Below are 17309 nucleotides of genomic sequence, written 5' to 3'. Positions count from 1 at the left end.
TTTTAACGTCGCACAGCGACGGTCAGAAGAAGGGGGCCCTCATGGATGGCCGGGCATAAAAAAATCCCAGCATTTCTGCTGGGATTTTCTCAACACCCTCAACGTTGATCGTGGCCTCGGTTGAGTGAGCCGGTTCTTAGCTGAACTGGTTCATGGTGTTGTCTTTGCCGCCGGCTTTCAGGGCCGCTTCACCAGCGAAGTACTCTTTGTGAGCGTCGCCGATGTCGGAACCGGACATGTTCTGGTGCTTAACGCAGGCGATACCTTGACGGATTTCCTGACGCTGAACGCCTTTCACGTAGGCCAGCATGCCTTGGTCTGCGAAGTAACCTTTGGCCAGGTTGTCGGTGGACAGCGCGGCGGTGTGGTAAGTCGGCAGAGTGATCAGGTGGTGGAAGATACCAGCCTGAGCAGAACCGTCACGCTGGAAGGTGCGGATCTTCTCGTCAGCAACCTGGGCCAGTTCGGTTTCGTCGTACTCAACGCTCATCAGCTTGGCGCGGTCGTAGGCGGAAACGTCCTTACCTTCAGCGGTGAAGGCATCGAATACCTGCTGACGGAAGTTCAGGGTCCAGTTGAACGATGGGCTGTTGTTGTAAACAAGCTTGGCGTTCGGGATGGTTTTACGGATTTCGTTAACCATTTCTGCGATCTGGCCGACGTGTGGCTTCTCGGTTTCGATCCACAGCATGTCCGCGCCGTTCTGCAGCGAAGTGATGCTGTCCAGTACGCAGCGTGCTTCGCCGGTGCCGGCACGGAACTGGAACAGGTTGGAAGGCAGGCGCTTAGGACGCAGCAGCTTGCCACCACGGTTCAGAACGACGTCGCCGTTGTTCAGGTCGGCAGCGGAAACTTCTTCGCAATCGAGGAAGGAGTTGTACTGGTCGCCCAGGTCGCCTGGCTGGTTGGTAACAGCGATCTGCTTGGTCAGGCCAGCACCCAGGGAGTCGGTACGCGCAACGATCACGCCGTTGTCGATACCCAGCTCGAGGAATGCGTAGCGAACAGCGTTGATCTTGGCCAGGAAGTCGGCGTGAGGAACGGTCACTTTACCGTCCTGGTGGCCGCACTGCTTCTCGTCGGAAACCTGGTTCTCGATCTGGATGCAGCAAGCACCCGCTTCGATCATCTTCTTAGCCAGCAGGTAAGTGGCTTCCGGGTTACCGAAGCCAGCGTCGATGTCGGCGATGATTGGTACTACGTGAGTTTCGTAGTTGTCGATCTGCGCCTGGATTTCAGCAGCCTTGGCGTTGTCATCGGCAGCGCGAGCGGCGTCCAGAGCGGTGAACAGCAGGTCCAGCTCACGGGCATCAGCCTGGCGCAGGAAGGTGTACAGCTCTTCGATCAGACCGGAAACCGAGGTTTTCTCGTGCATGGACTGATCCGGCAGCGGACCGAAATCCGAACGCAGAGCAGCAACCATCCAACCCGACAGGTAGAGGTAGCGCTTGTTGGTGGTCTTCAGGTGCTTCTTGATCGAAATCAGCTTCTGCTGACCGATGAAACCATGCCAGCAGCCCAGGGACTGGGTGTAGACGGAGGAGTCAGCATCGTACTCGGCCATGTCTTTGCGCATGATGTCGGCAGTGTACTGAGCGATTTCCAGACCGGTCTTGAAGCGGTTCTGGGCGCGCATGCGGGCCACGGACTCAGGGTCGATAGCGCTCCAGCTGCTGCCTGCGGCGGCTTTAAGGGCGGCAACGGCTTTGATGTCGTTTTGATAAGCTGACATGGTCAATCCTTCAAAGTATGTGTTTGGTTGAGCACCGACTTCCCCACTGAACACCTGTGTTGCTGGAGGTTGTTGTAGCGAACTGCAGAACGCCGAGACATCGACTTGAGACGGAATTGATCCGGGAGGAGGGTGACGAGCTAAACAGTTCGCGGGCTTCAGTGGCTGCAAATGACTGGGTCATTTGGCGTTCAGCGGATCAAAGATACCGTTGGACGACTCAACGTGCTGCGCTCGATGCGTGCTGTTGCTAAACGCTTCCCCGTCCCTCAGGACAACTTCGTTCCAGTCGCAATCTCATCGAACGGCCTTGTGGGCTTTACAACGCAAATCGGCTCTGACGGTAAGTTGGAGCGCGATTCGGAGGGCCTTTCAGCACCTCTGATTAGCGGGAGCGGGGCCATCATGCCTCTGCCAAAAGTGTTCGTCAATTATTTTGTAGTGCTTTTCGTATGGCTACTACATAAATCCGAAAGCGACCGGTAAGTCAGCTTTTGCGGCTCTACCCGGCGGGTTGCGGGACTGGCCAATGGTTGCGAGGTATTTGCTTGGCGGCGGTGGTAAAGGCCAGCCGACGAGTGGTTATCGACGCTGGGCCTTGGCGGCCCAGTGTGACGGATGGGCGGCAGTGGCTAGTTCACTACCTCAACTTTGACGCGCATGCTCATGTCTTCACGGCCCTGGGTCGAGCGGTGCTGCAAGAAGTCGCCTTGCTCGCCCTGGCTCTGCTCGCTGACACCGCCGATGCTGATCCACTCGCCTAAGCGTCCACTGACCCGTGTATCGGTGCTTTGTACATCGATAGCGCCGGGCTGCGACTGGCTGAGGCGGTCACGGTTGCTGCTGATATTGATATGCACCCGTTCACCGCTAAGGCTGGCGGTGACGTAGAAGCCGCGGGTGACATTGCGATACTGGGTATTGCTGTAGGGCTGGCCATAGGCATCACGCCCGCGCGTAGTCAGCGGCACGCTCTGGCCGACCTGAATCAGCGCCGGGTAGCCCTCGGTGGCCTGTACCTGCTGGGTGCCGCCGCTGCGGCTATCGGTGCTGCGGCGGATGATGCGTACCTGGTCGCGACCATTGATTTCGCCCTGGCCGATTTGCACTTCTGCATCGCCCGCGCTGATCGTGCCATCGGCGCGGTAGCCGCGATCCGACTGAAATCCCGACTCATTGGTGTCGACGCTGATCAGCAGGCGGCGCGGTTCGGTATCGAGTTGCTGCAGCAGGGCGCGCACCTCGGCAATCTTCGCCGGTTCGGCATTGACGATCAGCTGATTGCCATAGGCGTTGACCTTGCCCTTGTGGCCGAGTACCGATTGCACCACGCTGAGCACCTCATCAGCCGTGCGGAAATTCAGCGGAATCACTTCGGTAGCGGCGCTGAGCGACAGGCTACAACTCAACAGCGAGGCGGCGAGCAGGGCACGAACCTTCATAGCAGAAAACTCCGTAAATCAGCGTCGGTGATGCTGGTGTCCCAGGCTTGATCAAACTGTGCGCGACGCTGGCGATTGCGGCCTGGGTCCTGGTAAAGGGCATAGCCGCTGGCCTGGCCAATTTCCGGCAGGAACAGCAAGCCGCGGTCATCGGCCAGAAGAAACGCCAGCTCCTCACTAGGGTAGTCCGGGTGTAGCTTGCGGATCTGCAGGTTGGAGGACAGCCGGCGCGAAAGGCTGAGCAGGCGGTGGCCTTCTTTAACCGCACGGCTGGGGTCGCGCAGCAGAATGCGCAGTTGGTTACGTGGGCTGGCCAGCAGAAAACGCGTACAGGCATCTTGCACGCTGCTGTGGTGGTAGAGCCAGGGCTCCAGGTCGTGACTGTAGATGCACAGGCTGCGTTGCGCTTGTTGCAACAGCGCGAGGGCATGAGCACGGGCCTGTTCGGGCTGGCTGAAACGTTCCAGTGTTGCATGTGCGCCGAGGGTAAACGGCGCCGGCTCCACCTGCGGGCTATCTGGGCCGGGGTTGCCCGGATTGTGCACAGCAAAACGCCCCGGCGATTGAAACTCGATGGCGGGAAGCTCTGTAGGCTCCAGCGGCTCGGTTGCATTACTCGGGGCGTTTCCGTCGTTCATCTTGGCCTCTAGGCGCTATGACGCACCATGTCTACGTGGGGGATGCCGGCGTCGAGGTATTCCCCGCTGACGATGGCAAACCCGAGCTTTTCATAGAAGGCCGTGGCATGCACCTGAGCGCTGAGCATTTGTTGCGTCAGGCCGCGTTTTTCCGCTTCCGCGATCACCGCCTGAATCAGCGCGACACCCACGTTCAGGCCGCGCCAGTCCTTGAGTACCGAGACCCGGCCAATATGGCCGTCGGGCAGCAGCCGAGCTGTGCCGATCGGGTAGTCGCCTTCCAGGGCGAGAAAATGCACGGCATCGGCGTCTTCGGCATCCCATTCGAGCTCCGGTGGCACCGCTTGTTCCGCGATAAACACGGTTTCGCGAATGCGCCGCAGATCAGCATTGTCCTTCTGCCAGTCGGCCAGACGAACGTGTACTTCACTCATCAGCAAACTCCAGGCTGCCTTGTTTGACCAGTTCAACCAGCAGGTTACGCCCTTCGTCATCGGCAAGCCATGCGCCGAGGTTTTCGATATGCAGGGCATCGGCGGAGCAGACCAGTTTCAGCAGCTCACGCAGGCTGGCCGAAAGCAGGCGGCTCTGGCCACTGGCGAACAGCACCAGGTCTTCGCCAACTTCCGACCAGGCCATGCGCGCGCTGGGGTTGCGGATCAGGATCGCGCCATTTTCCAGGCCGGCGAGGAAGCCTTCTTCGTCGATCTCGATGCCGGCAATCAGCTCCGGATATTTGGGTTCGGTCATGAATTGGCCGAACCAGGTCATCAGCAGACGCTCATCGCTCATGTGTTCGGCGAGCAGAGCCTTGAGGCGATCCAGGGCGTCGCGCTGAATCTGCGTCGGGTCGCTGGTCGGCTGCGCGTCGGCGTCGCTGTAGCGCTCTTCGTCAGGCAGGAACTGGCCGAGAAAGTCGGTGAAATGGGTCAGGACTTCAGCGGCGCTTGGCGCCCGGAAGCCTACGGAATACGTCATACAGTCATCCTCAGCGGTACCACAGTGGGCCAGAAGCGGCGGCAGATAGAGCATGTCGCCGGGTTCCAGAACCCATTCTTCAGTTTTAACGAATTCGGCGAGGATCTTCAGATCCGCGTGTTGCAGCGTCGGGCTATCGGTATTGCACTGCTGGCCAACTTGCCAGCGGCGTTTGCCGTAACCCTGCAGGAGGAACACATCGTAGTTGTCGTAGTGCGGGCCCACGCCGCCACCCGGTACGGCGAAGCTGACCATTACGTCATCGATGCGCCACTTGGGCAGAAACTTGAACTCTTCCAGCAGCTCGGCCACTTCCGGAACAAACTGGTCGACCGCCTGCACCAGCAGGGTCCAGTCGCGCTCGGGTAGATCGGTAAAGGCGTCTTCAGCGAACGGGCCGCGGCGCAGTTCCCAGGGATGTGCGCCATGTTCGATGACCAGGCGCGATTCGATTTCTTCTTCCAGCGCCAGACCAGCCAGCTCGTCGGGCGAAATCGGACTCTCGAAGTCCGGGATGGCCTGGCGTACCAGCAAGGGTTTCTTCTGCCAGTAATCACGCATGAACTCACGAGCTGTCAGGCCACCCAACAGTTGCAGCGGAGTATCAGGATTCATCGCTAAGCCCTTGAAGTCAGTAAATACCCATAAATAAAAACGCCCGGCGCAGCCGGGCGTCTGGGAGGCTGTTGCCGCTTAGATGCGCTTGGCCTGGGCGACCGCGTTGCCGATGTAACTGGCTGGGGTCAGGAGTTTCAGCTCGGCTTTGGCTTCTGCTGGCATGTCCAGGCCATCGATAAAGCTCAGTAGCGCTTCGGGGCTGATGCCCTTGCCGCGAGTCAGCTCCTTGAGCTTCTCGTAGGGGTTTTCGATGGCGTAGCGGCGCATCACGGTCTGGATCGGCTCTGCGAGCACTTCCCAGCAGGCGTCCAGATCTTCAGCAATCCGTTGAGCATTGAGCTCCAACTTGCTGATTCCTTTAAGGCTGGCTTCGTAAGCGATAACGCTGTGAGCGAAGCCGACACCGAGGTTGCGCAGCACGGTGGAGTCGGTCAGGTCGCGCTGCCAGCGTGAAATTGGCAGTTTGCTGGCCAGGTGCTGGAACAGTGCGTTGGCTATACCCAGGTTGCCTTCGGAGTTCTCGAAGTCGATCGGGTTGACCTTGTGCGGCATGGTCGAGGAGCCGATTTCGCCAGCGATGGTGCGCTGCTTGAAATAACCCAGGGAGATATAGCCCCAGATATCGCGATCGAAGTCGATCAGGATGGTGTTGAAGCGGGCAATCGCGTCGAACAGCTCGGCAATGTAGTCGTGCGGCTCGATCTGCGTGGTGTAGGGGTTGAACTGCAGACCCAGGTCACCTTCGATGAATTGCTTGGCGTTGGCTTCCCAGTCTATCTGCGGGTAGGCCGACAGGTGGGCGTTGTAGTTGCCCACGGCGCCATTGATCTTGCCCAGCAGCGGCACGGCAGCAACCTGGGCGATCTGGCGCTCCAGGCGGTAGACCACGTTGGCCAGTTCCTTGCCCAGGGTGGTCGGCGACGCCGGTTGACCGTGGGTGCGCGAGAGCATCGGCACGTCGGCGAATCTGATCGCCAACTCGCGGATGGCTTCGGCTGTCTGGCGCATCAGTGGCAGCAGCACGCCGTCGCGGCCTTCACGCAGCATCAGGGCGTGGGACAGGTTATTGATGTCCTCGCTGGTGCAGGCGAAGTGGATAAATTCGCTGACTTTGTCCAGCTCAGGCAGCTTGGCGGCTTGTTCCTTGAGCAGGTACTCCACGGCTTTGACGTCGTGGTTGGTGGTGCGCTCGATTTCCTTGACGCGCTCGGCGTGCTCAACGGCGAAGTTGTCCGCCAGTTCATTGAGCACCGCGTTGGCTTCGGCGGAGAAGGGCGCGACTTCGGCAACACCTTCATGGGCGGCTAGGCGCTGTAGCCAGCGCACTTCAACCAGTACGCGGAAACGGATCAGACCGTATTCGCTGAAAATTGGGCGCAGTGCGCTGGTTTTGCCGGCATAGCGGCCATCAACGGGGGAAACCGCGGTGAGCGAGGAAAGCTGCATGGGAGGCGTTCTCGGACAATCGGGCATTGAAAAGGGCGCATATCATACATGAAATCGGCAGCTGGATCGCGATTGGCTGCGACCGTTCAGCCGTGCTTGCTTCGAACTATAGACAGCAGGCTGGCGCTGAAAATCAGTGCCGCACCGATCAGCGAGGTCAGGTCAGGGGTTTCACCCCAGCGCAGCCAGGCGATCAGCCCGGCAAACACAATCGCCAGGTAGGCGAAGGGGCCGATCAGCCCGGGTGGTGCCAGGCTATAGGCTTTGGACATGATGATCTGGCTGGCGGTGGCCAGCAGGCCGATCACCAGCAGCAAGCCCAGTTCGTACTGAGTCATCGGTTGCCAGGCCCAGGTCAATGGGATGGCCGAGATCAGGGCGCTGAACAGGGAGAAATAGAACACGATGCGAAAAGCCGGCTCGGTGTCGCTCATCTCGCGGATCGAGACAAAGGCGAATGCAGCCAGCACGCTGGCTGCGAGGCCGATCAGGGCCTGACTGTCGAACAGTGCAGTCGAGGGTTTGGCCACCAGCAGCACACCGACCAGGCCGATGGCGGTAGTGAGCAGCATGCGCCTGGTCAGCGGCTCCTTGAGTAGCCACCAGGCCAGCAGCGGGGTGAATACCGGCGCCGAATAGGTGAAGAGCATGGCGTCGCCCAGCGGCAGGTGGGCAATGGCGTAGAAGAAGCAGTACATCGCCGCCAGGCCATAGGTGGTGCGCCACAGATGAGACTTCAAGCGGGTGGTCTTGAGTGGGCCAACCCCCTTGAGCAAAACCAGAGGCATAAAGAACAGCACGCCGACCAGGTTGCGAAAGAACACCACCGATTCATTGTTGACGCTGACCGATACTTCGCGGATGCCCACGCCCATCAGGGAAAACAGCAGGGCGGAAAGCGCCAGCAAGGCAGCGCCCTGCAGCGGCTTGACCGCGCGCGTGGTCATGGGCTTCAGGACCGCAGCAGCGGGTAGAGTTCCTTGAGCAGCTTGCTGCGGCTAAACACCATCTGCCAGCGATGGCCGCCTAGCTGGCGCCACAGGCGCGCCGAGCGAATGCCGGCGAGCAGCAATGCACGGATCTTCGCAGCGTTGTTGGTTTGTTGCAGATGGCGCATATCGCCTTGCACCTGAATGCGCTGGCGGAAGGTGCTGATGGTGTCCTGATACAGGCTGGCGCAGTTGGATATTACGTTTTCATGGGTGGGGCCGAAGTGCTCAACTTGCTGTTGCACCTGATCAAGGCGGCTGCCCATGACTTGCAGCATGTCGCCGCGCTTATCCAACTGACGCTCCAGTGCGAGCAGGGCCAGTGCATAACGCAGCGGATCACGCTGCAGGCTGGCTGGGTCGCGCTCCAGGGCGCTGACCAGCGCACGGTAGCCGTCACGCAGATTGAGGTCGTCACCACCGTAAACGTCCAGCGTGTCCTTCGGATCGCGCACCAGCAGACTGTTGATCATGCAGGCCACGGCCGGCTCGCCGATCTGGCCGGTACGCGCCAGCTTGTCGACCAGCACTGCCGATTCGAATACCGCGCCGAGGGCGATCAGTTGTTCTCGAATTGGATTCACGTCTGCTGCTCCCGCGCGGTCCAGGGCTCGGCGGTTTCAATCACACCGCCGCCCAGGCAGATGTCACCGTCGTAGAACACCACGGACTGGCCCGGGGTCACGGCGCGCTGCGGCTCGTTGAATACAGCGCGATAGCCGCTGGCGGTTTTCTCCAGCGTGCAGGTTTGATCGCTCTGGCGGTAACGTACCTTGGCGGTCAACTCGCGCGGCGCGCTCAGGTCAATCGGGTTGACCCAGTAAATCTCCGAGGCGAGCAGGGCGCGACTGAACAGCCAGGGGTGTTCATTGCCCTGACCAACCACCAGCACATTGCGGCTCAGGTCCTTGTGCAGGACGTACCAAGGCTCGTCACTGGCGTCTTTCAAGCCGCCGATGCCCAACCCCTGGCGCTGACCAATGGTGTGATACATCAGGCCGTGATGGCGGCCGATGATTTCGCCTTCAGTGGTTTCGATATTGCCGGGCTGAGCTGGCAGGTACTGCTTGAGGAAATCGCTGAAACGCCGTTCGCCGATAAAGCAGATACCGGTCGAGTCCTTCTTCTTTGCCGTGGCCAGTTGGTATTTCTCAGCAATCGCGCGTACCGCTGGTTTTTCCAACTCGCCTACGGGGAACAGGGTCTTGGCGATCTGCTCGCCACCGACCGCATGCAGGAAGTAGCTCTGATCCTTGTTCGGATCGAGGCCCTTGAGCAGCTCGGTGCGTCCGTCGATATCTCGGCGGCGTACATAGTGGCCGGTGGCGATCAGGTCAGCACCGAGCATCAGCGCGTAGTCGAGGAAGGCTTTGAACTTGATCTCGCGGTTGCACAGGATGTCCGGGTTCGGCGTGCGTCCGGCCTTGTATTCGGCGAGGAAGTGCTCGAACACGTTATCCCAGTATTCGGCGGCAAAATTGGCGGTGTGCAGCTTGATGCCGATCTTGTCGCACACGGCCTGGGCATCGGCCAGATCGTCCATGGCGGTGCAATATTCGGTGCCGTCGTCCTCGTCCCAGTTCTTCATAAACAGGCCTTCGACCTGATACCCCTGCTCAAGCAGGAGCAGGGCGGAAACGGAGGAGTCGACGCCGCCGGACATGCCGACGATTACGCGCTGAGTAGTTGGATCTGACATGTGGATACTGGGCACGGGCTTAAAAAGAGGGCGATTCTAGCAGGCGCGGAGGTGTGGCCGTTAATCGCGGATCAGGCTCAGGGGAAAACACTGGCCGCTCAGGTAGTCATCAATGCAGCGCAATACCAATTCGCTGCGCCAACGTTCGGGTTGAGCTGCCAGCTCGTCGCGGCTCAGGCAACGTGGGCCGATGATGCCGTCATCCAACGGGTGATTGGGCCGCTGCTGCAAGGGTTTGGCGGCAAAACACACGCGCTGGTAGGTGATCCCGTTACTGGGGGCGGTGTACAGGTAAATGCCGGTAACGCCAGTCAGCTCGATATCCCAGCCAGTTTCTTCGAGGGTTTCGCGCAGTGCTGCCTGCAGCAGGCTTTCGTTGGCTTCCAGGTGGCCAGCAGGCTGGTTGAACACGGCGCGGCCTTCGGCCAACAGAAAACGACCCTGGTCTTCGATGACCGTGGCCACGGTGATGTGCGGCTGCCACTGCATGAAAATGCTACCTGTTATGAGAAAAGGCGATCTTATCCTGATTCTCTTTGCTCTGAATGCACAAACCCCGGCGCGGGGCCGGGGCTTGTGGTGGTGCTGTGCCCGAGGGCGCAGGGCGCTACGTTTTAGTTCAGCGCAGCGAGTGCGGCATTGAAGGTCGCGCTTGGGCGCATGACCTGGCTGGTCAGTTGCGGGTTGGAGCGGTAGTAGCCGCCGATGTCCACGGGCTTGCCCTGAACGGCGCTGAGTTCGGCAACGATGGTTGCTTCATTCTCGATCAGCGTTTTGGCCAGTGGCGCGAACTGCGCTTGCAACTCGAGATCATCGTTCTGTGCGGCCAATTCCTGAGCCCAGTAGAGCGCCAGGTAGAAGTGGCTACCACGGTTGTCCAGCTCGCCGGTTTTGCGCGATGGCGACTTGTTGTTGTCGAGCAACCTACCGGTGGCCGCATCGAGGGTTTTGCCCAGCAGTTTGGCTTTCGGGTTGTTGGTCTTGATCCCGGCTTCTTCCAGGGAAACCGCCAGGGCCAGGAACTCGCCGAGCGAATCCCAACGCAGGTGGTTTTCTTCGATCAGCTGCTGCACGTGCTTGGGTGCCGAGCCGCCGGCGCCGGTTTCGTACATGCCGCCACCGGCCATCAGTGGGACAATGGAGAGCATCTTGGCCGAGGTGCCCAGCTCCATGATCGGGAACAGGTCGGTCAGGTAGTCGCGCAGTACGTTGCCGGTCACCGAAATGGTGTCCTGACCACGAATCAGGCGCTCCATGCTCACGCGAATGGCCTGGTTGTAGTCCATTACACGGATGTCCAGACCGGTCAGATCGTGTTCCTGCAGGTAGGCTTCAACCTTCTTCTGCAGTTCGCGGTCGTGGGCGCGCTCTGGATCGAGCCAGAAAATTGCCGGGGTATTGGACTGGCGAGCACGGGTTACGGCCAGCTTGACCCAGTCGCGGATCGGCGCATCTTTGGTCTGGCAAGCACGCCAGATATCACCGGCTTCGACTTCATGCTGCATCAGCACGGTGCCATCGGCCAACACCACGCGCATGGTGCCATCGGCATTCATTTCGAAGGTCTTGTCGTGGGAACCATACTCTTCGGCCTTCTGTGCCATCAGGCCAACGTTCGGCACGCTGCCCATGGTGGTGGGGTTGAACGCACCGTTGGTTTTGCAGAAATTGATCATTTCCTGATAGATGCGGGCGTAGGTGCTTTCTGGCATCACCGCTTTGGTGTCCTTGAGCTTGCCGTCCTTGCCCCACATTTGCCCGGAGCTGCGAATCATCGCTGGCATCGAGGCGTCGACGATTACGTCGCTTGGGATGTGCAGGTTGGTGATGCCCTTGACCGAGTCAACCATGGCCATTTCCGGGCGGTGGCTGTAGCAGGCGTGGATGTCATCGAGAATTTCTTCCTGCTGCGACGCTGGCAGGGATTTGATCTTGTCGTAAACGCTACTGATGCCGTTGTTCGGGTTGACGCCCAGTTCTTCGAACAGCTTGCCGTATTTGTCGAACACATCCTTGTAGTAGACACTGACAGCGTGGCCGAACACGATCGGATGGGAGACCTTCATCATGGTCGCCTTGACGTGCAGGGACCACATCACGCCGTTTTCCTTGCAGTCCTGCAGGGTGCGCTCGAAGAAATCGCGCAGCTTGCGGCAGCTCATAAACATGCTGTCGAAGACTTCGCCTTCCTGTAGGGCGAGCTGTTTCTTGACTTCGACCTTGCCATCCTTGCCGACGAATTCAATACGCACGTCACCGGCTTTGGCCATGGTGATCGACTGCTCGCTGGAGAAGAAATCGCCGCCGCGCATGTAATCGGCGTGGGACTGCGAAGTCATGCTCCACTTACCCATGGAGTGTGGGTGCTTACGTACGAAGGCTTTGACTGCGGCAGGCGCGCGGCGGTCGGAGTTGCCCTCACGCAATACTGGGTTGACCGCACTGCCAAGCACTTTGCTGTAGCGGGCGCTGGCGTCTTTTTCGGCGTCAGTTTGCGGGTCTTCCGGGAAATTCGGGATGTTTAAGCCTTGGGCTTGCAGCTCGGCGATTGCGCCTTTGAGCTGCGGCACCGAGGCACTGATGTTTGGCAGTTTGATGATGTTGGCGTCTGGCGAAGTGGCCAGTACGGCCAGCTTGGCAAGGTCGTCGGCGATTTGCTTGTCAGCATCCAACTGGTCGGCAAAGCTTGCAAGGATGCGCCCTGCAAGAGAGATGTCGCGTGTTTCGACGGCAATCTCAGCAGAGGCTGCGAAGGCTTCTACAATAGGCAGAAGCGAATAGGTCGCAAGGGCTGGGGCTTCGTCGGTGAAGGTGTAGATGATCTTCGAGGGGGTGGACATTCTGAGTGAACTCTCTTCTTTGCTGAGCGTGCATAGCCACTCGACATGCGCAGGTAAGCGCTGAGGCCCATATGGATGAGCCAGAAGTCGAGGACTTGCCGCGGTGATGTTGGATGCACCAGTAGAGTGTTGAGCGTTTCGAGCCGTTGAAGCGCTGTAGCAGTTCGACGGTTTCAAGGGGCGGACAAGCTGTTTGAACGGTCCGCGCCTTATGACCTGTTAGTCATCTGTGAAGTATACCACCGCGCTTGCGCGTCGCAGAATGCCTTGGCGCATAAGACCAACGAACATATGGTTTCGCCCGATTCAAGTGGGTTACTCTGGGGCGATCTGACTGTTTTAACCACAAGACGGAGTCCAGCATGGGATACCAAAAGATCCAGGTGCCTGCCACCGGTGACAAAATCACCGTCAATGCCGATACATCCCTGAACGTACCGAACAATCCAATCATCCCTTTTATCGAAGGTGATGGTATCGGTGTCGATATCAGCCCGGTGATGATCAAAGTCGTTGATGCGGCCGTACAGAAAGCCTACGGCGGCGAACGCAAGATCTCCTGGATGGAAGTTTACGCAGGCGAGAAAGCCACTCAGGTTTACGACCAGGATACCTGGCTGCCTCAGGAAACCCTGGATGCGGTCAAAGATTACGTCGTTTCCATCAAGGGCCCGCTGACCACTCCAGTCGGTGGCGGCATCCGCTCTCTAAACGTTGCCCTGCGTCAGCAGCTCGATCTGTACGTCTGCCTGCGCCCAGTGCGCTGGTTCGAAGGTGTGCCAAGCCCGGTGAAGAAGCCAGGCGATGTCGACATGACCATCTTCCGTGAGAACTCGGAAGACATCTATGCCGGTATTGAGTGGAAAGCAGGCTCGCCTGAAGCGACCAAGGTCATCAAGTTCCTTAAGGAGGAAATGGGTGTCACCAAGATTCGCTTCGACCGGGACTGCGGTATCGGGGTCAAGCCGGTTTCCAAAGAGGGCACCAAGCGCCTGGCACGTAAAGCGTTGCAGTACGTCGTCGATAACGACCGCGACTCGCTGACCATCGTACATAAAGGCAACATCATGAAGTTCACCGAAGGTGCCTTCAAAGAGTGGGCCTACGAAATTGCTGCTGAAGAGTTCGGCGCAACCTTGCTCGATGGCGGTCCTTGGATGCAGTTCAAGAATCCGAAAACCGGCAAAAACGTCATTGTTAAAGACGCCATCGCCGATGCCATGCTGCAGCAGATCCTACTGCGCCCGGCCGAGTACGACGTAATCGCCACCCTCAACCTCAACGGTGACTACCTGTCCGACGCCCTGGCTGCAGAAGTCGGCGGTATCGGTATCGCTCCAGGTGCCAACCTGTCTGATACCGTGGCCATGTTCGAAGCCACCCACGGCACTGCACCGAAGTACGCTGGCAAGGATCAGGTGAACCCCGGTTCGCTGATCCTCTCCGCCGAAATGATGCTGCGCCACATGGGCTGGACCGAAGCGGCTGATCTGATCATCAAGGGTACAAATGGCGCCATCGGTGCCAAAACAGTGACCTATGACTTCGAGCGCCTGATGGACGGTGCCAAGTTGCTGTCCTGCTCGGCATTCGGTGATGCACTGATTTCGCACATGTAAGCAAATCAGTTACTTAAAGAAAGGCCGGTCATATGACCGGCCTTTTTTGTGGGCGATTAACTGCCCAGGTGACTCTAATCAGACTTCAACCGTTGAGCCCTGGTGTTGCTTGACAGCGGCGGGCGCTTCACTGGCGGCAGTAGCCGCACTGATGTTTACGGCGTGGAGTCCTTTTGGACCTTGAATAATATCGAAGCTTACCGGCTGGCCAGCCTTCAGCGTTTTATAGCCGTCCATCTGGATAGCCGAGTAGTGGGCGAACAGGTCCTCATCTCGACCATCGGCCAGGATGAACCCGTAGCCTTTGGCGTTGTTGAACCACTTGACCTTACCGCTAACCATGCTGATATCCCTCTGCAAAGGACTCCATCACTGGAGTATCATCCACTTCAATTCCACGCTTTGCTTGACGGGAGTCGACAAAGCTGTGAAACCCCTTAATACCCACGCTGGGTATTCATTGTTTGTAACACCGTTTTGCCGATAGTCAAGGCAATGCTGTAACTGGCTGAGAAGCCGTTCAAACTCTGTCTAGCACAGACTATTCGCCCATCAACGAAGCTATTCAGCATGCATGCACGTAGCCAGATTCGACTAACATTCAATCAGGATCGCCCCGCAGAGCATGAGGACGATTCCTTCGGCTTAGCCGTTCAGGAGTCCAAGCCCGCCCTGCAGGCGCCTCCTATGTATAAAGTGATTTTGTTTAACGACGACTACACGCCCATGGATTTCGTGGTCGAGATTCTCGAGGTGTTTTTCAACCTGAATCGAGAGATGGCGACCAAAATCATGCTGACCGTCCATACAGAGGGGCGGGCAGTGTGTGGAGTGTTTACCCGCGATATTGCTGAAACCAAAGCGACACAGGTGAATCAATATGCGAGAGAGAGCCAGCATCCGCTACTCTGTGAAATAGAGAAGGACGGTTAACGCCGGCCACTTGGGCATGAGGTGAAGCTATGTTAAATCGAGAGCTCGAAGTCACCCTCAATCTGGCTTTCAAGGAGGCTCGTACCAAGCGTCATGAATTTATGACGGTTGAGCATTTGTTGCTGGCCCTCCTGGATAACGAGGCCGCTGCCAGCGTACTACGCGCGTGCGGGGCCAACTTGGACAAGCTGCGGCATGATCTACAGGAGTTTATCGACTCCACCACACCACTGATCCCTCAGCACGATGAAGAGCGCGAGACGCAGCCTACCTTGGGCTTCCAGCGCGTCCTGCAGCGCGCGGTTTTTCACGTGCAGAGTTCCGGCAAGCGTGAAGTGACCGGGGCCAACGTACTGGTGGCAATTTTCAGTGAGCAGGAAAGTCAGGCGGTATTTCTGCTCAAGCAGCAGAGCGTCGCGCGTATCGATGTGGTCAACTTTATTGCCCACGGCATCTCCAAAGTGCCGGGCCATGGCGGCCATTCGGAAACCGAACAGGAAATGCAGGATGACGAGGGCGGCGAGTCCTCCAGCTCAAGCAATCCGCTGGACGCTTATGCCAGCAACTTGAACGAACTAGCTCGTCAGGGCCGTATTGATCCGCTCGTCGGCCGCGAGTCGGAAGTCGAACGTGTGGCGCAGATTCTTGCGCGTCGGCGTAAGAACAATCCGCTATTGGTAGGTGAAGCAGGTGTTGGTAAAACCGCCATTGCTGAAGGCCTGGCCAAGCGCATTGTCGATAATCAGGTACCTGACCTGCTGGCGGACAGCGTGGTCTACTCCTTGGATCTCGGCGCATTACTGGCCGGCACCAAGTACCGCGGGGATTTCGAGAAGCGTCTGAAGGCGCTACTGAATGAGCTGCGCAAACGCCCGCACGCCATCCTGTTTATTGATGAAATCCACACCATCATTGGCGCGGGTGCTGCCTCTGGCGGGGTAATGGATGCCTCCAACCTGCTCAAGCCCATGCTTTCTTCGGGTGAGATTCGCTGCATCGGCTCGACGACCTTCCAGGAGTTTCGCGGCATCTTCGAGAAAGACCGTGCCCTGGCGCGGCGCTTCCAGAAGGTCGATGTGGTCGAGCCTTCGGTAGAAGACACCATCGGCATTCTGCGTGGCCTGAAAGGCCGCTTCGAGCAGCATCACAGCATCGAATACAGTGATGAAGCACTGCGTGCGGCGGCCGAGCTGGCCTCGCGCTATATCAATGATCGGCATATGCCGGACAAGGCCATTGATGTAATCGATGAGGCCGGTGCCTATCAGCGCTTGCAGTCGCTGGAAAAGCGTCTGACCCGTATCGACGTAGCGCAGGTCGAAGACATCGTGGCGAAAATCGCGCGGATTCCGCCTAAGCACGTCAGCAGCTCGGACAAGGAACTGCTGCGCAATCTTGAACGCGACCTCAAGCTCACGGTGTTTGGTCAGGATGCCGCGATTGATTCGCTGTCGACCGCGATCAAACTGTCGCGTGCAGGTCTCAAGGCTCCGGACAAACCGGTGGGTTCCTTCCTGTTTGCCGGCCCGACGGGTGTCGGTAAGACCGAAGCCGCTCGCCAGCTGGCCAAGGCGCTAGGGGTCGAGCTGATACGCTTCGACATGTCCGAATACATGGAGCGCCATACCGTGTCACGCCTGATTGGTGCACCGCCCGGCTATGTCGGCTTTGACCAAGGCGGCCTGTTAACTGAGGCGATCACCAAAACGCCGCATTGCGTATTGCTGCTTGATGAGATCGAAAAGGCTCATCCGGAAGTCTTTAACCTGCTCCTGCAGGTTATGGATCACGGCACCCTGACCGATAACAATGGACGCAAAGCCGATTTCCGCAATGTGATCGTGATCATGACCACCAACGCCGGTGCTGAAACAGCGGCGCGGGCATCCATTGGCTTCACCCATCAGGACCACTCGTCTGATGCCATGGAAGTGATCAAAAAGAGCTTCACCCCGGAGTTCCGCAATCGCCTGGACACCATTATCCAGTTTGGCCGCTTGAGTCACGAAGTGATCAAAAGCATTGTCGACAAGTTCCTTACCGAACTGCAGGCGCAGCTTGAGGACAAGCGTGTCACGCTGGAAGTCAGTGATGCTGCACGTAGCTGGCTGGCGGAGAGCGGTTATGACGTACAGATGGGGGCTCGACCGATGGCGCGCCTGATTCAGGACAAGATCAAGCGTCCGCTGGCAGAAGAGATCCTGTTTGGCGAGCTGGCTGAGCACGGCGGCGTGGTGCATATCGATATTGAAGGTGGTGAGTTGACCTTCGACTTCGAAACTACGGCGGAAATGGCCTAGGCGTAGTTTTCTTACGCGCACAAAAACGCCCGGCATTGCCGGGCGTTTTTACTGGAGCTTGATGTAACAGATGCC

Annotated in this window: 15 protein-coding genes; 3 read left to right on the top strand and 12 right to left on the bottom strand. The window is 58.4% G+C overall.

Going from position 1 to position 17309, the window contains the following annotated elements; all coding sequences use genetic code 11:
• Positions 1 to 136: 136 nt before the first annotated feature.
• The 11 genes from BLW24_RS20590 to BLW24_RS20535 form a co-directional block, all read right to left on the bottom strand.
• Positions 137 to 1732 carry an isocitrate lyase gene (locus tag BLW24_RS20590; protein WP_090386488.1) on the bottom strand — a complete coding sequence of 532 codons (1596 nt, stop codon included), beginning with the start codon at positions 1730 to 1732 and terminating at the stop codon, positions 137 to 139.
• A gap of 632 nt (positions 1733 to 2364) precedes the next feature.
• Positions 2365 to 3174, bottom strand: a complete 810-nt coding sequence (locus BLW24_RS20580; RefSeq protein ID WP_090386484.1) for a secretin N-terminal domain-containing protein — start codon at positions 3172 to 3174, stop codon at positions 2365 to 2367.
• Complete coding sequence (locus BLW24_RS20575) at positions 3171 to 3812, bottom strand: DUF7931 domain-containing protein (protein ID WP_090386482.1); 642 nt, start codon at positions 3810 to 3812, stop codon at positions 3171 to 3173. The genes BLW24_RS20580 and BLW24_RS20575 overlap by 4 nt, the downstream gene beginning before the upstream one ends.
• Positions 3813 to 3820: 8 nt before the next feature.
• Positions 3821 to 4246 (bottom strand): GNAT family N-acetyltransferase, encoded by a 426-nt coding sequence (locus tag BLW24_RS20570; RefSeq protein WP_090386480.1) that lies wholly within the window; start codon positions 4244 to 4246, stop codon positions 3821 to 3823.
• A complete protein-coding gene (locus tag BLW24_RS20565) occupies positions 4239 to 5405 on the bottom strand; it encodes a ribosomal protein uL16 3-hydroxylase (protein ID WP_090386478.1) in 1167 nt (388 codons plus the stop codon). The genes BLW24_RS20570 and BLW24_RS20565 overlap by 8 nt, the downstream gene beginning before the upstream one ends.
• A 78-nt stretch (positions 5406 to 5483) precedes the next feature.
• Positions 5484 to 6854, bottom strand: a complete 1371-nt coding sequence (gene purB, locus BLW24_RS20560; protein ID WP_090386476.1) for an adenylosuccinate lyase — start codon at positions 6852 to 6854, stop codon at positions 5484 to 5486.
• Between the two features lie 86 nt (positions 6855 to 6940).
• Positions 6941 to 7801, bottom strand: coding sequence for a DMT family transporter (locus BLW24_RS20555; RefSeq protein ID WP_244161221.1), 861 nt, complete (start codon positions 7799 to 7801; stop codon positions 6941 to 6943).
• A gap of 5 nt (positions 7802 to 7806) precedes the next feature.
• On the bottom strand, positions 7807 to 8427 hold the full coding sequence (gene hflD, locus BLW24_RS20550) for a high frequency lysogenization protein HflD (protein WP_090253665.1): 621 nt from the start codon (positions 8425 to 8427) through the stop codon (positions 7807 to 7809).
• Positions 8424 to 9542 carry a tRNA 2-thiouridine(34) synthase MnmA gene (gene mnmA / locus BLW24_RS20545; protein ID WP_090386472.1) on the bottom strand — a complete coding sequence of 373 codons (1119 nt, stop codon included), beginning with the start codon at positions 9540 to 9542 and terminating at the stop codon, positions 8424 to 8426. Before mnmA ends, hflD begins: the two co-directional genes overlap by 4 nt.
• 60 nt (positions 9543 to 9602) lie before the next feature.
• Positions 9603 to 10031 (bottom strand): NUDIX hydrolase, encoded by a 429-nt coding sequence (locus BLW24_RS20540; RefSeq protein ID WP_090386470.1) that lies wholly within the window; start codon positions 10029 to 10031, stop codon positions 9603 to 9605.
• A gap of 125 nt (positions 10032 to 10156) precedes the next feature.
• Positions 10157 to 12382 (bottom strand): NADP-dependent isocitrate dehydrogenase, encoded by a 2226-nt coding sequence (locus tag BLW24_RS20535; RefSeq protein ID WP_090386467.1) that lies wholly within the window; start codon positions 12380 to 12382, stop codon positions 10157 to 10159.
• Positions 12383 to 12744: 362 nt separating this feature from the next.
• On the opposite strand from BLW24_RS20535, the gene icd reads away from it, so the two are divergent.
• Positions 12745 to 14001, top strand: a complete 1257-nt coding sequence (icd, locus tag BLW24_RS20530) for an NADP-dependent isocitrate dehydrogenase (protein WP_090386465.1) — start codon at positions 12745 to 12747, stop codon at positions 13999 to 14001.
• Positions 14002 to 14079: 78 nt separating this feature from the next.
• On the opposite strand, the gene cspD is transcribed toward icd, so the two are convergent.
• Positions 14080 to 14343, bottom strand: coding sequence for a cold shock domain-containing protein CspD (gene cspD, locus BLW24_RS20525; protein WP_090386463.1), 264 nt, complete (start codon positions 14341 to 14343; stop codon positions 14080 to 14082).
• Positions 14344 to 14571: 228 nt separating this feature from the next.
• Here cspD and clpS point away from each other — a divergent pair, with 228 nt between their 5' ends.
• Both clpS and clpA read left to right on the top strand, forming a co-directional pair.
• Positions 14572 to 14934, top strand: a complete 363-nt coding sequence (gene clpS, locus BLW24_RS20520; protein WP_090253676.1) for an ATP-dependent Clp protease adapter ClpS — start codon at positions 14572 to 14574, stop codon at positions 14932 to 14934.
• A 29-nt stretch (positions 14935 to 14963) separates the two neighbouring features.
• On the top strand, positions 14964 to 17234 hold the full coding sequence (gene clpA, locus BLW24_RS20515) for an ATP-dependent Clp protease ATP-binding subunit ClpA (RefSeq protein WP_090386461.1): 2271 nt from the start codon (positions 14964 to 14966) through the stop codon (positions 17232 to 17234).
• The last annotated feature ends 75 nt before the right edge of the window (positions 17235 to 17309 follow it).

Source organism: Pseudomonas anguilliseptica (assembly GCF_900105355.1).
Taxonomy (GTDB): domain Bacteria; phylum Pseudomonadota; class Gammaproteobacteria; order Pseudomonadales; family Pseudomonadaceae; genus Aquipseudomonas; species Aquipseudomonas anguilliseptica.
Note: the sequence above shows the minus strand (reverse complement) of the source record. Positions and strands in the feature narration are given on the sequence as shown.

What these genes read in the sequence shown, in the direction of transcription:
- BLW24_RS20590 (WP_090386488.1), bottom strand. Translation starts at nt 1,732, where the DNA reads ATGTCAGCTTATCAAAACGACATCAAAGCCGTTGCCGCCCTTAAAGCC.
- BLW24_RS20580 (WP_090386484.1), bottom strand. Translation starts at nt 3,174, where the DNA reads ATGAAGGTTCGTGCCCTGCTCGCCGCCTCGCTGTTGAGTTGTAGCCTG.
- BLW24_RS20575 (WP_090386482.1), bottom strand. Translation starts at nt 3,812, where the DNA reads ATGAACGACGGAAACGCCCCGAGTAATGCAACCGAGCCGCTGGAGCCT.
- BLW24_RS20570 (WP_090386480.1), bottom strand. Translation starts at nt 4,246, where the DNA reads ATGAGTGAAGTACACGTTCGTCTGGCCGACTGGCAGAAGGACAATGCT.
- BLW24_RS20565 (WP_090386478.1), bottom strand. Translation starts at nt 5,405, where the DNA reads ATGAATCCTGATACTCCGCTGCAACTGTTGGGTGGCCTGACAGCTCGT.
- purB (WP_090386476.1), bottom strand. Translation starts at nt 6,854, where the DNA reads ATGCAGCTTTCCTCGCTCACCGCGGTTTCCCCCGTTGATGGCCGCTAT.
- BLW24_RS20555 (WP_244161221.1), bottom strand. Translation starts at nt 7,801, where the DNA reads ATGACCACGCGCGCGGTCAAGCCGCTGCAGGGCGCTGCCTTGCTGGCG.
- mnmA (WP_090386472.1), bottom strand. Translation starts at nt 9,542, where the DNA reads ATGTCAGATCCAACTACTCAGCGCGTAATCGTCGGCATGTCCGGCGGC.
- BLW24_RS20540 (WP_090386470.1), bottom strand. Translation starts at nt 10,031, where the DNA reads ATGCAGTGGCAGCCGCACATCACCGTGGCCACGGTCATCGAAGACCAG.
- BLW24_RS20535 (WP_090386467.1), bottom strand. Translation starts at nt 12,382, where the DNA reads ATGTCCACCCCCTCGAAGATCATCTACACCTTCACCGACGAAGCCCCA.
- icd (WP_090386465.1), top strand. Translation starts at nt 12,745, where the DNA reads ATGGGATACCAAAAGATCCAGGTGCCTGCCACCGGTGACAAAATCACC.
- cspD (WP_090386463.1), bottom strand. Translation starts at nt 14,343, where the DNA reads ATGGTTAGCGGTAAGGTCAAGTGGTTCAACAACGCCAAAGGCTACGGG.
- clpS (WP_090253676.1), top strand. Translation starts at nt 14,572, where the DNA reads ATGCATGCACGTAGCCAGATTCGACTAACATTCAATCAGGATCGCCCC.
- clpA (WP_090386461.1), top strand. Translation starts at nt 14,964, where the DNA reads ATGTTAAATCGAGAGCTCGAAGTCACCCTCAATCTGGCTTTCAAGGAG.